At 71.9% G+C, this 12,866-nt stretch carries 10 protein-coding genes, 1 tRNA gene and 1 pseudogene; 5 read left to right on the forward strand and 7 right to left on the reverse strand.

The window, feature by feature from the left end; genetic code table 11:
* Positions 1 to 804 (forward strand): annotated as a pseudogene (locus tag EBH09_RS16330) (discoidin domain-containing protein); the annotation flags it as partial.
* A 113-nt stretch (positions 805 to 917) separates the two neighbouring features.
* Positions 918 to 2,570, forward strand: coding sequence for an alpha/beta hydrolase (locus EBH09_RS16335; protein WP_121747718.1), 1,653 nt, complete (start codon positions 918 to 920; stop codon positions 2,568 to 2,570).
* A 62-nt stretch (positions 2,571 to 2,632) separates the two neighbouring features.
* Here EBH09_RS16335 and EBH09_RS16340 read toward each other — a convergent pair.
* Positions 2,633 to 2,706: transfer RNA gene (locus tag EBH09_RS16340), tRNA-Thr, on the reverse strand.
* A gap of 220 nt (positions 2,707 to 2,926) precedes the next feature.
* Between EBH09_RS16340 and msiK the strand changes: the two genes are divergently transcribed.
* The 3 genes from msiK to EBH09_RS16355 all read left to right on the forward strand — a co-directional run bounded on the left by msiK (position 2,927) and on the right by EBH09_RS16355 (position 5,567).
* Positions 2,927 to 4,063 carry a diacetylchitobiose ABC transporter ATP-binding protein MsiK gene (gene msiK, locus EBH09_RS16345; RefSeq protein ID WP_121747719.1) on the forward strand — a complete coding sequence of 379 codons (1,137 nt, stop codon included), beginning with the start codon at positions 2,927 to 2,929 and terminating at the stop codon, positions 4,061 to 4,063.
* A 267-nt stretch (positions 4,064 to 4,330) separates the two neighbouring features.
* Complete coding sequence (locus EBH09_RS16350; protein WP_121747834.1) at positions 4,331 to 4,786, forward strand: hypothetical protein; 456 nt, start codon at positions 4,331 to 4,333, stop codon at positions 4,784 to 4,786.
* Positions 4,787 to 4,829: 43 nt separating this feature from the next.
* Positions 4,830 to 5,567: a nucleotidyltransferase family protein gene (locus tag EBH09_RS16355; protein WP_121747720.1), complete on the forward strand. Its 738-nt coding sequence runs from the start codon at positions 4,830 to 4,832 to the stop codon at positions 5,565 to 5,567.
* A gap of 95 nt (positions 5,568 to 5,662) precedes the next feature.
* Here EBH09_RS16355 and EBH09_RS16360 read toward each other — a convergent pair whose 3' ends face one another.
* The 6 genes from EBH09_RS16360 to EBH09_RS16390 all read right to left on the reverse strand — a co-directional run bounded on the left by EBH09_RS16360 (position 5,663) and on the right by EBH09_RS16390 (position 12,494).
* Positions 5,663 to 7,375 (reverse strand): DoxX family protein, encoded by a 1,713-nt coding sequence (locus EBH09_RS16360; protein ID WP_193776343.1) that lies wholly within the window; start codon positions 7,373 to 7,375, stop codon positions 5,663 to 5,665.
* Positions 7,376 to 7,650: 275 nt separating this feature from the next.
* Entirely contained in the window at positions 7,651 to 8,592 is a 942-nt protein-coding gene (gene rlmB, locus EBH09_RS16365; protein ID WP_121747721.1) for a 23S rRNA (guanosine(2251)-2'-O)-methyltransferase RlmB, read from the reverse strand.
* Between the two features lie 142 nt (positions 8,593 to 8,734).
* The gene (cysS, locus tag EBH09_RS16370; protein ID WP_121747722.1) at positions 8,735 to 10,132 is read right to left on the reverse strand and encodes a cysteine--tRNA ligase; all 1,398 of its coding nucleotides are present in this window, start codon (positions 10,130 to 10,132) and stop codon (positions 8,735 to 8,737) included.
* 292 nt (positions 10,133 to 10,424) lie between these two features.
* Positions 10,425 to 10,925: a 2-C-methyl-D-erythritol 2,4-cyclodiphosphate synthase gene (gene ispF, locus EBH09_RS16375; protein ID WP_238697334.1), complete on the reverse strand. Its 501-nt coding sequence runs from the start codon at positions 10,923 to 10,925 to the stop codon at positions 10,425 to 10,427.
* Positions 10,926 to 10,935: 10 nt separating this feature from the next.
* Positions 10,936 to 11,712 carry a 2-C-methyl-D-erythritol 4-phosphate cytidylyltransferase gene (ispD, locus tag EBH09_RS16380; protein WP_121747724.1) on the reverse strand — a complete coding sequence of 259 codons (777 nt, stop codon included), beginning with the start codon at positions 11,710 to 11,712 and terminating at the stop codon, positions 10,936 to 10,938.
* Positions 11,713 to 12,011: 299 nt separating this feature from the next.
* Positions 12,012 to 12,494: a CarD family transcriptional regulator gene (locus tag EBH09_RS16390; protein ID WP_003953493.1), complete on the reverse strand. Its 483-nt coding sequence runs from the start codon at positions 12,492 to 12,494 to the stop codon at positions 12,012 to 12,014.
* Positions 12,495 to 12,866 lie beyond the last annotated feature (372 nt).

Genomic DNA, 12,866 nt, shown 5'->3' on the forward strand with positions numbered 1-12,866 from the left:
CCCGACGCGGACCGGCCGCAGGTCCGCGCCCCCGCCCACCAGCCGGACGTCGCCAACGGCCCGCCGTGCCCGTGGTGTTCCACCCCCAACCGCCCCGACCGCCACTACTGCGCGCGCTGTGCGATGCCCCTGGACCGCACCGGCGAGGACACCACCGCGCCCGCCCCCTGGTGGCGCCGCCTCTTCGGCGGCCGGCGCAGCGAGACCCCCTGGGCCGGTGACCGCCCCCGCCTCCGCCGCGTCTTCGACCGCATCGGCACCTGGATCACCGTCCTGGTCGTCATCACCCTGGTGGTCCTCGGCTTCGTCTACATCCCCGACGGTGTCCAGGCCACCCGGGACCACTTCGCCAAGCGCGCCCCGGTCTCTCCGGACCGGATCACGGCCTCGCGCTCCTTCACCGGTCACAAGCCGGAGTTCCTCATCGACAAGCTCAGCAACACCTGGTGGGGCCCGGGCATCTCGCAGTCCGGCCAGGGCGAGTGGATCGAGGTCAGTTTCACCGAGCCGACCCGTCTGCTGGACCTGATCATCACCCCGGGCACCTCCACCAAGCCCGACCAGCTCAGCAAGTCGGCGCTCCCGCACCGGGTGAAGGCGACGATCACGGCGAAGGACGGCCGGACCACGACCCGCGACCTGACTCTGGACCAGGGCGCCGGCGGCCAGCGACGCCCCTTCCGCGTCGGCGAGGTCACCAAGGTCCGCTTCACCATCGAGTCGGCCCACGCGGCCTCCGCGGACAAGCAGGTGGCCATCGCGGAGATCGAGTTCTTCGGCCCGTCGAGCGCCAACCGCACCTGACCCGCGCCCCGGAGCACATGGGAAACGGCCTCCGCCCGGCACCGGCGGGGGCCGTTTCCACCGAATGGACGCCACGCCGCGCGCCCCCGGACGGCCCGCCGGAGTCTTGGGCCATGCCCTCAGCACGAGCGATATCCACCGCTGTCCTGCTGTCCACCGCCACCCTGCTCTCCTGCTCCCTGACCGCCTGCGCGCCGAAGGCGCAGGACGGCGGCCGGGCCGGTGACGGCGGCGGCACGGCGACCGGCGCACAGGACGAGAACCGCTTCCGGAAGCAGACCCTGAACTGGAAGGACTGCCCCGCGCCCGCTCCCATCCAGGGCGGCGGCGAGGCCCCCGCGCCCCTCCCCGACGGAACCCGGTGGCAGTGCACCACCATGCGGGCGCCACTGGACTGGAAGAACCCGTCCGGGGAGTCGATCGGCGTGGAACTGATCCGGGCCCGCGCCGGCGGCGGAACCGACGACCGGATCGGCTCGCTGCTCTTCAACTTCGGCGGCCCCGGCGGCTCCGGAGTCACCACCCTGCCCGGTCTCGCCCCCGACTACGAGAAGCTCCGCTCCCGGTACGACCTGGTGAGCTTCGACCCGCGCGGCGTCGGCAACAGCCGGGGCGTGCGCTGCCTGGCCCCCGACGCCGCCGAAGAGGCCGAGGACGAGGTCGACGAGACCCCCGACGACGGCGGCGACGAGACCGACGCGCTGGTCGAGCTGAACCGGCTGACGGCCGCGGCGTGCGAGAAGAACTCCGGCGACGTCCTCCCGTACGTCGGCACCACCGAGGCCGCCCGGGACATGGACCTGATGCGGCACCTCCTCGGCGACGAGAAGCTCCACTACTTCGGGATCTCGTACGGCACCCAACTCGGCGGCGTGTACGCCCACCTGTTCCCCGAGAACGTCGGCCGTGCCGTCCTGGACGGCGTCGTCGACCCCACCCACGACATGATGGAGGAGGCCCTCGGACAGGCCGGGGGGTTCCAGCTCGCCTTCGAGCACTTCGCCGACTGGTGCGTCGAGCAGCGCTGCACCCTCGGCGAGGACACCGAGGCGATCGTGGCGGCCGCCGTGGAACTGGAGGCGGGCCTTGACGAGGCTCCGCTGCCCACCACGGACGGAAGCGAACTGGACGGCGACGAACTCGTCGAGGCCGTCGTCGGCTCGCTCTACAGCCAGACCCTCTGGCCGGCGCTCCTGGTCGGCCTGGAGGCGGTGACCAGGGGCGACGGCGATGTCCTGCTGGACCTGGCGGAGGCCCTCGGACAGCACGGCTCCGGCGGCGGCACCGACGACGACAGCGCCGAGGACGAAACCGACGAAGGCAACGAGAACGACGCCTTCAGGGCCATCACCTGCGACGACTCCAGCGACCGCTACACCCCGGCGGACGTGCGGGCCCGGCTGTCCGAGTTCGTCGAGGCGTCGCCCCTGTTCGGCCCGGGCCTGGCGTGGAGCACGCTCTCCTGCGCCGGCTGGCCGGTGCCGGGAGAGGCCGAGCACCCCGAGGTGAGCGCACCGGGCGCGCCCCCGATCCTCCTGGTCGGCAACACCGGCGACCCCGCCACCCCCTACGCGGGCGCCGCCCGCATGGCCGAGCGGCTCGGCAAGGGCGTGGGCGTCGAGCTGACCTACGACGGTGAGGGCCACGGCGCCTTCGACAGCGGGAATCCCTGCGTGCGCGACGCCGTCCACGCGTACCTGCTCGACGGCAGGCTCCCGAGGAGCGGCGCGGTGTGCGAGCCGGAGCCGCTGCCGGAAGGCAAGTAGCACCCGCGCGACAGCGTGAAGCCCTGCCGTCCGGTGGACGGCAGGGCTTCGTCTCGCTCCCGAGCCCCCTGTCGGATTCGAACCGACGACCTTCGCTTTACAAGAGCGGCGCTCTGACCAGCTGAGCTAAGGAGGCACCGCGCGGCGGCGCGCGCGGAGGCTGCTCCACTGTACACAGAGCCGGTGAACGATGGGGTTCGAAAATTTCGGCGAAGTTCACAGGTCCACAGGTACTGACAGACCAGGTGAACGCCAGGTACCGTCCTGTGCCAGTCCACCCGTGTGGACTACACCACACCACCTTCCTACAACGGATCGTCCGGCACGTTCCTGCCGGTAGAAGGGGGCCCATCACCATGGCCACTGTTACGTTCGACAAGGCGACCCGCATTTACCCGGGTTCCACGAAGCCCGCCGTCGACGGTCTCGACATCGACATCGAGGACGGCGAGTTCCTCGTCCTGGTCGGCCCCTCCGGCTGTGGCAAGTCCACCTCGCTCCGCATGCTCGCGGGGCTCGAGGACGTGAACGGCGGCGCCATCCGCATCGGCGACCGCGACGTCACGCACCTGCCGCCGAAGGACCGGGACATCGCCATGGTGTTCCAGAACTACGCGCTGTACCCGCACATGACGGTCGCCGACAACATGGGCTTCGCGCTCAAGATCGCCGGCGTCAACAAGGCGGAGATCCGGCAGAAGGTCGAGGAGGCCGCGAAGATCCTCGACCTCACCGAGTACCTGGACCGCAAGCCGAAGGCGCTCTCCGGCGGTCAGCGCCAGCGTGTGGCGATGGGCCGCGCGATCGTGCGTGAGCCGCAGGTGTTCCTCATGGACGAGCCGCTGTCCAACCTGGACGCCAAGCTGCGTGTCTCCACCCGTACGCAGATCGCCTCGCTCCAGCGCCGCCTGGGCATCACCACCGTCTACGTCACCCACGACCAGGTCGAGGCCATGACGATGGGCGACCGCGTGGCGGTCCTCAAGGACGGTCTGCTCCAGCAGGTCGACAGCCCGCGCAACATGTACGACAAGCCCGCCAACCTCTTCGTCGCCGGCTTCATCGGCTCCCCGGCCATGAACCTGGTCGAGGTCCCGATCACCGACGGCGGCGTGAAGTTCGGCAACAGCGTGGTGCCGATCAGCCGCGAGGCCCTGGCGGCCGCCTCCGACAGGGGCGACCGCACGGTCACCGTCGGCGTCCGCCCGGAGCACTTCGACGTGGTGGAGCTGAACGGCGGCGTCTCCAAGGCCCTGTCGAAGGACGCCGAGGACGCCCCGGCGGGCATGGCGGTCTCCGTGAACGTCGTGGAGGAGACCGGCGCCGACGGCTACATCTACGGCACGGTCGAGGTCGGCGGCGAGAGCAAGGACCTCGTGGTCCGCGTCAGCAGCCGCGCGGTGCCGGAGAAGGGCGCGACCGTGCACGTCGTGCCGCGCCCGGGCGAGGCCCACGTCTTCTCGTCCTCCACGGGCGAGCGCCTCACCGACTGAGGACCCGCACCCCGGGAGACCGGGCGCCGGGAAACCACACACCGAGAAACCACGCGACCGGGTGAATTCACCCGCGTTGACGCAAAGAGCCCCGCGGCCTGCTGCGGGGCTCTTCGCGTTGTCGACAAATACCCCGGCACAACGGACGTTTCGGGCAGTAGACGTCAACGCTCTACCCATTTCCCGCCCTCTCTTCATCCCCCATCCGGGTGACTAAATGTCGCCAAATCATTACCGGGCGCTACCCTCACTCGCGTGAAGCACTCCGTGAAGCACTCCACCACCCGACAGACGCGACGCGGCCGGGGCCCCGCCCGCCGGATCGGCCGCTCTCTCGCCTTCGTCCTGCCCGTCGTCCTGGTGCTCTCCGGGACCCTCGCCGTCACCCGGGTCAACTGGTCGGGCGATCCGGCCGACTCGGTGCTCGCCGCGTCGGAGGCATCGTCCTCCAAGGCCTCCTCCAAGGCCGCCGCCCGCGCGCCGCACGAGGTGCTGCGCGACCGGCTCCTGACCGAGCTGCAGGAGGAGGATCCGGGCGTCGCCCTCACCCACCTCCAGCAGGCCGTGAACGAGCGCCCGTCGCTGGCCGGCCACTGCGCGTCCATCGCCCGCGCCCTCGGCCGCGCCGCGGTCAAGGTGTACGGCCCGACCCGCGCCCAGTCGTACGCGCGCCCCGTCTGCGACACCGCCTTCGCCTCGGGCGTGCTGGCCGCGGCCGGCTGAGCACCCTTTCGGGGACCGGTGGGCCGCCGCGTACAGTTCGGGCATGACCGATCCGAGCGCCGCGTCCCGCCGCCCCGTTCAAGCCGTCGTCCTGGCCGGCGGACAGGGTTCCCGGCTGCGTCCCTACACCGACGACCGGCCCAAGCCGATGGTCGAGATCCCGGGCACCGGGACTCCGATCATCGGCCATCAGCTCGCCTGGCTCGCCGAGGAGGGCGTCACCGACGTGGTGGTCTCCTGCGGTCATCTGGCCGAGGTGCTGCAGAAGTGGCTGGAGAGTGCCGACCTGCCGCTCTCCGTCGCCACCGTCGTCGAGACGGAGCCGCTGGGCCGCGGCGGCGGCCTCAAGTACGCCGCCGCGCACCTGCCCCACCCGGACCGGCCCTGGTACGCCACCAACGGTGACATCTGGACCCGTTTCTCGCTGCGCGACATGGCCGACTTCCACGCCGAGCGGGACGCCGTCGCGACCCTCGCCCTGGCCCGCCCGCGACTGCCGTGGGGCGCCGTGCAGACGGACGGCTTCGGTCACATCACCGACTTCATCGAGGCACCGCCGTCGACCTTCGAGATCAACGCCGGTGTCTACGTCTTCTCGTCCGGCTTCGCCGCGATGTTGCCGGAGCGCGGCGACCACGAACGGACGACGTTCCCGAGACTGGCCCGTGAGCGCCGGCTGGCCGGCTTCCCGATCCCGCAGGGCTCCTACTGGCGCGCGATCGACACCGCCAAGGACCTGACGGAGGCGGCACGGGAGCTGGCGGCCCTGCGCGGCCGCTGAACGCCCCGGTACGCCGGTACGCCGAAGGGGCCCCGCACAGTCGATGTGCGGGGCCCCTTCGGCGTACCGAGGGCCGTGTGAGCCCTGTGGGCCGGCTAGCCCAGGAGACCGCCCACGAGGCGGCTGCCCGGCTCTCCGGTGGAGGAGGAGCCGCCGCCGTCGCCGCTTCCGGTGCCGCCGGTCGTGCCGCTGCCGCCGCCGGTCGCGGCGCCGCCGGAGGTGGGTCCCGCCGTGCTGCTCGGCGCCTGGCCGGCCGGTGAGGACTGCCGCGGCGGGGCCTGGCCCGTGGTGCCCTGGGTCTGGCTGGGCGTGCCGCCGGTGGCGGTGCCGCTGTCGCGGGTCGCTCCCGGGGTGGTCGCGGCGTCCTCGGAGGGGGTGGCCGCGCCGCTGGTGGCGCCCTGGGTGGGTGAGGCGGAGGCCTCCGGAGACGTCTTCGGCTTCCGGGTGCCGGGCTCCTGCGGGACCGGGGTGCCCGGCAGTTCGTTGCGCGGGGCCTCGCCGGGGCCGGGGACGACCACGCGGTCGGCGTCCCGGACCGCGCCGCCGAGCAGCGAGCCGACGAGGAGGGTGACGCCGGCGACGAGGAAGGTGACGAGGGCACCGCGGCGCAGGACGTAGCGGCGCAGGTCCCAGATGTCGGCGCGAGGGCCGAGCCGGCGCCAGGCACTGCCGGCGAGCCGGCCGTCCACGGAGTAGACGGGGGCGCCCGCGATGATCAGCGGGGACCAGGCGGCGAGGTAGATGATGTCGGGCGCGTCGTAGACGGGGACGCTCTTCCAGCTGACGGTGACGAGCAGCGCCGCGGACAGGCCCGCGCCGATGACGGCGCCGACGCGCTGCCAGCAGCCCAGGACGGTCAGCACACCGACGATCACCTGGAGGAAGGCGATCACGAGCCCGGAGCCGACGGGGTGGGCGAGGGCGAACTGACGCAGCGGCTCGGCGACGTCCCACGGGTGCAGCGTGTTGAGCCACTTGACCATGGAGCCGCGCTCGCCGCCGTCGAAGTAGACGGGGTCGCAGAGCTTGCCCATGCCGGCGTAGATGGAGATGAAGCCGAGGAAGACGCGCAGCGGCAGCAGCACGACGCCGAGGTTCATGCGGCGGCCGGGGAAGTAGGCGTGCCGCGCCGGGTCGTCGGCGTGGCGCCTGGTGCGCGGCCCGGCCGGCTGCGTGCCGCCCTCGTCGTAGCCGTCGGGACCGGCGGCGGAGTCGAAGTCCTCGCCGGTGTAGGCGGGTTCGTCGTAGGCGCTGCCGACGGTGCGCATGGCGGGCAGCAGCCGGGTGCCGTCGGGGACGGGGCCGCGCTGGGCGCCGACGAGCGGGGTCTCGAGGGTCTGGGTGGCGGGCCCGTCGTCGTAGCCGTCATAACCGTCGTAGCCCGGGCCGCCCCCGTCGATGCCGACGCGGGGGATGACCTGCGTGGCTCCGGCGTCGGCCGGGTCCTCGGCGTGGTGACCGGCTCCGGCCCGCACCGCCTGGAGCAACCGGTGTGCGCCGGTGTCGTCCGGGTCGGACCGCCCGCTCCACACGAGCGCGCGGCGGCGGGCGACGGCCGGGGCGGCGGGGCCCGCGGCACCTGCGACGGGCATGCGGGCGGTGTCCTGGGTGGCGCTCAAGTGCCGCGCGATCCGCGGGGATTGGGTCTGCCGCGCGGAGGCACCGAACTGCACGCGGAAACTCGCGTGATTGACGATGACCTGGGCCGGATCGCTCGGCACCTTCACCATGCTCAGCGCGGGAGCGTCGTCGATTCCCGACGAGCGGTCCCCCGTGGGTGTGCGGGGTGTTCTGGTGTCCACACTCATCTAACCGAGTGATGTGTCGTTAGGACACTGCCTTGACCGCCCCGAACTGTCCGGACCGCGTCAAGCCTGCCCGGACCGCCCGGAACACCCCCTGTGGGGGACCGAGTCGAACACTCGCTCCCCCTCCGGCCTCACCTCCGCCGACGCGCCGCCTCGTACAGCACGATCCCCGCGGCCACACCGGCGGCCCCTTCTCTCTGCCGCACTCGCACGCTGCGCGGCTTCGCACGGCTGCGCCGGCCTCCGACCGGCGGTCACCGCACCCCGCGCCCGCGTCAGCCCCGCCGACGCGCCGCCTCGTACAGCACGATCCCCGCGGCCACACCGGCGTTCAGGGACTCGGCGCCACCGGGCATCGGGATCCGCACCCGGAAGTCGCACGTCTCCCCGACGAGCCGCGAGAGCCCCTTGCCCTCGCTGCCGACCACGATGACCACGGGGCCATCGAGGGCCGCCAGCTCGCCGAGTTCGGCCTCGCCGTCGGCGGCGAGGCCGACGACCGTGATCCCGGCCTTCTGGTACGACTCCAGCGCCCGCGTGAGGTTGGTGGCGCGGGCGACCGGCGTACGGGCGGCCGTACCGGCGGACGTCTTCCAGGCGCCCGCCGTCATGCCGGCCGCGCGCCGCTCGGGCACGACGACGCCGTGGCCGCCGAAGGCGGAGACGGAGCGCACGATGGCCCCGAGGTTGCGCGGGTCGGTCACGCCGTCGAGGGCGACGATCAGCGGGTCCGCGCCCTCGTCGTGGGCGGCGGCGACCAGGTCCTCCGGGTGCGCGTACTCGTACGGCGGCACCTGGAGCACGAGCCCCTGGTGGTTCAGCCCGTTGGTCATCCGGTCCAGCTCGGGGCGCGGCGCCTCCATCAGGTTGATGCCGCCGCGCTCGGCCGCGAGCTGGAGCGCCTCGCGCACCCGCTCGTCGTTGTCGATGAACTGCTGGACGTAGAGCGTCGAGGCGGGCACACCGTCGCGCAGCGCCTCGTAGACGGGGTTGCGGCCGACGACCAGCTCGGAAGTCGACCGTCCGCCCCCGCGCCGCTGCGGGGCGCGTCCCGTGGCGCGGCGCGCCTTGGCGTTGGCGGCACGCTGCTTGACGTGCCCCTTGCGCATCTCGGCGGGAGGCGTCGGCCCCTTGCCTTCCAGGCCCCGGCGTCGCTTGCCGCCGCTGCCGACCTGCGCGCCCTTCTTGCCGGACATGCGGCGGTTGTTCGCGGCCATGAGTTACCTGTCTCCGCTCTCTACGGGAGTGTGCGTGATGCTTGCGTCTTATGCAGTGTGCCGCCCGGGAGGCCGGGCGGCACAATCGATCTACGGAACCCGTGCGGCCGACCGACCCGGGCTCCGGTGAACCGGGCGGGGGTCAGCGGGAGCCGAGGCTCCAGCGGGGCCCCTGCGGGCCGTCCTCGATGACCAGGCCGGACTGACCGAGCTGGTCGCGGATGGCATCGGCGGTGGACCAGTCCTTGCGCGCCCGCGCGGCCTCGCGCTGGTCCAGGACGAGGCGTACGAGGCTGTCGACGACGTGCCGCAGGTCCTCGCCCTGCTCCTGCTCCCCGGCCCAGTGCGGGGCCAGCGGGTCGAGGCCGAGCACCCCGAGCATCGCACGGACCTCGGCGAGGCGGGCGACCGCGGCGTCCTTGTCGTCGTCGGCCAGCGCGCTGTTGCCCTGCCGCACGGTGGTGTGCACGATGGCCAGCGCCTGCGGCACGCCCAGGTCGTCGTCCATCGCCTCGGCGAAGGCGAGCGGCACCTCGGCGGCGGGCTCGACGGCCTGGCCGGCCAGCTCGGTGACCCGCTGCACGAAGCCCTCGATGCGCGCGTACGCCGACTCGGCCTCGCGCAGGGACTCCTCGCTGTACTCGATGGTGGAGCGGTAGTGCGGCGTGCCCAGGTAGTACCGGAGCACGACCGGGCGCCACTGCTTCACCATCTCGCTCACGAGCACGCTGTTGCCGAGCGACTTCGACATCTTCTCGCCGCTCATGGTGACCCAGGCGTTGTGCACCCAGTACCGCGCGAAGGCGTCGCCGAACCCCTTGGCCTGGGCGATCTCGTTCTCGTGGTGCGGGAAGATCAGGTCGATCCCGCCCCCGTGGACGTCGAACTCCTCACCCAGGTACTTGTGCGCCATGGCGGAGCACTCCAGGTGCCACCCCGGGCGCCCCCGCCCCCACGGCGCCTCCCAGCTCGGCTCCCCGGGCTTGGCCGCCTTCCACATGGCGAAGTCCCGCGGGTCCCGCTTGCCGGAGGCGCCCTCGTCGGGCTGCCGCAGGTCGTCGAGGTCCTGGTTGGACAGCGACAGGTACCCGGGCAGGGACCGTACGTCGAAGTAGACGTTGCCGTCCGCCTCGTAGGCGTGGCCGCGCTCGATGAGGCCGCGCATCATCTCGACCATCTCGGTGATGTGGCCGGTGGCACGGGGCTCGTAGGTGGGCGGCAGGCAGCCGAGGGCGTCGTACGCGTCGTTGAACGCGCGCTCGTTGTCGTACCCGATGGACCACCAGGGGCGGTTCTGGTCCGCCGCCTTCTTGATGATCTTGTCGTCGATGTCGGTGACGTTGCGGATGAACGTGACGTCGTAGCCGCGGTACGCGAACCACCGGCGCATGATGTCGAAGTTCAGCCCCGACCGGATGTGCCCGATGTGCGGGGCGGCCTGCACGGTGGCACCGCACAGGTAGATCGAGACGCAGCCCGGCGTGAGGGGGGCGAAGTCACGGATCTGCCGGGCGCTGGTGTCGTACAGGCGAATAGTCACGACTCCAGGGTAGTAGGCGACGGACAGTGCCACGGGCGCACGTGCCCCGCTTGTTACGTCGCCTTACCCGACCGAGCCGGTGAGACAAGCCCGGCTTCCCGCCCTACCGAGCCCGTGAGGCAAGCCCGGCCTCTTGCCCGACCGAGTCGGGTGGTGGGTGGGCATAGGCCGGGGTCCAGGGGCGGAGCCCCTGGCGGGGTGCGGGGCGGAGCCCTCACGGCACGCCCGACGCCGGCGCGACACACCCCGGCCCAGGACACACCCCACCCCGCTCAACCCAAACCCACCCCGCTCACCCCACCCGCACGACCAACGCCGTAGCCACCGCCATCAGCCCTTCCCCCCGCCCGGGAAACCCAAGCCCGTCCGTCGTCGCCCCGGACACCGACACCGGCGCCCCCACCGCCTCCGACAACACCTTCTGCGCCTCGTCCCGCCGCTTACCGATCTTCGGCCTCGGACCGACCACCTGCACCGCGACGTTGCCGATCCGGAAGCCCGCCGACCGCACGATCCGCGCCGCCTCCGTCAGCAGCGTCACCCCGGACGCCCCGGACCACTCCGGCCGCCCGGTACCGAAGTGCTGCCCGAGGTCTCCGACCCCCGCCGCGGAGAACAGCGCGTTGCACGCCGCGTGCGCGACGACATCCGCGTCGGAGTGCCCGGCCAGCCCGGCGCCCTCGCCCTCCCACTTCAGCCCCGCGCACCACAGTTCACGCCCGTCCTCGAAGGCGTGGATGTCCGTACCGATGCCGACCTGGGGCAGCACGAGGAGCCCGTCCGTGCCGGACATGCCAGGACTGTCAGAACCCATCGTTCAGCCTCCTGCGCGCCAGCACGGCCTCCGCCAGCACCAGGTCGAGCGGTCGCGTCACCTTGAACGCCTCCTCGTGCCCCGGCACCACCATCACCGTGAGCCCGAGCTGCTCGACCATGCTCGCGTCGTCGGTGACGTTGTCGGTCACCGTCTCGTGGGCGCGCACCAGCGTCTCCCGGTCGAACCCCTGCGGCGTCTGCACCGCGCGCAGCCGCGCCCGCTCCGGCGTCGCCACGACCGGTTCCGGCTCACCCGGCACGGCGGCGGGCTCGACCTGTTTGACCGTGTCGGCGAGCGGCAGCGCGGGCACCACGGCGGGCGCGCCGTCCCGTACGGCCTCGATCACCGCGTCCACCGTGTCGACCGGCACCAGTGGCCGGGCCGCGTCGTGTACGAGGACGGTGTCGTAGGTGGCCGGCAGCGCGTCCAGGCCGAGCCGTACGGACTCCTGCCGCGACTCGCCGCCCGGCACGACGAGGAAGTCCGTCCGCTCCGGCAGCGCGTGTGCGTCGAGCAGGCTCTTGACCTCGGCGGCTCCGTCGGGAGGCGCGACGACCACGACGAGCGAGACGCCGCGCGAGGCGGCCATCGCCCGGACCGCGTGGATGAGCATGGGCGTGCCGCCCAGCGCACGGAGGGCTTTCGGAACGCCCGGACCCAGTCGGACGCCCCGGCCGGCGGCCGGAATGACGGCCGCGGTTCGGGTGCTCGCACGGGTGTCGGGGGGCATCTCGGCGGGCGAGGGACGCGATTCGTCAGACATCGGTTCCTGTCAGGTTTGTGTGCTCGACCTAGTTGGGTATGGCCTCACCGTGCCGGGCGCGAAGCCTTGACCGGACCCTTCCGTGACCCTGGTCGAGCCGGCGACCCGGGCCCGGCACGCCGGCACCACGCCAGACCGGGGGAAGTCCCCCGGAGTGATCGTACGAGGACTCGATCCGGGTACGGACATGCCGCAGCGCCCGGCGACAGCAAGGATGTCATCGGGCACCGCGGCATTTCAGTGCGCTGAACCGAGTGGGCAGCGGCCTGCGCCTCGACTCAAAGGCTGAGGTCAGAGACTCAGGAGGCGAGCACCTCGTCGAGCAGGGCCTCCGCCTTGTCCTCGTTGGTGTTCTCCGCGAGTGCCAGCTCGCTCACCAGGATCTGGCGGGCCTTGGCGAGCATGCGCTTCTCACCGGCGGAGAGTCCGCGCTCGCGCTCACGACGCCACAGATCGCGTACGACTTCCGCGACCTTGATGACGTCGCCGGAGGCGAGCTTCTCCAGGTTTGCCTTGTAACGACGCGACCAGTTCGTGGGCTCCTCGGCGTACGGCGCGCGCAGCACCTCGAAGACCCGGTCCAGCCCGTCCTGACCAACCACATCACGCACGCCGACGAACTCCGCATTGTCCGCTGGCACACGTACCGTCAGGTCACCCTGGGCGACCTTCAGCACCAAGTAGGTCTTGTCCACGCCTTTGATCTGGCGAGTTTCGATAGCCTCGATCAGCGCGGCCCCGTGATGGGGATAGACCACGGTGTCGCCAACCTTGAACGTCATGTGACAGGTACCCCTTCCGTGGCTATCCAGGGTAACACGGATACGGCGTCTTCTGAATGGCGTTTTCGCAGGTCAGGGCATATCTCGGGGCTTGACAACAGCAACAGGAACGTGCTGCGGCGGGCGAGCGGAAGAAAGTATTCGCAGGTCGGAGCAGCTCTTCAGGTCGCACGAAACGCGCACGTCACACACGCCCGGAGACCCTCCCGCCTGCCCGAAGATACCCAAATGTCCGGTTCCGGGCGTGCGACTTCCGCTACTCCGTTCGGTGACCGGTGCGGGCTTCCGGACGAATCCGGAATTGATCACGAGGTGCCCCGACCGTCCCACCGGTGATCAATTTCCTGGCCGTCCGCGCATTCCTCCACGGAA

This window comes from Streptomyces sp. E2N166 (assembly GCF_003671715.1).
In the GTDB taxonomy this organism is placed as follows: Bacteria; Actinomycetota; Actinomycetes; order Streptomycetales; family Streptomycetaceae; genus Streptomyces; species Streptomyces thinghirensis.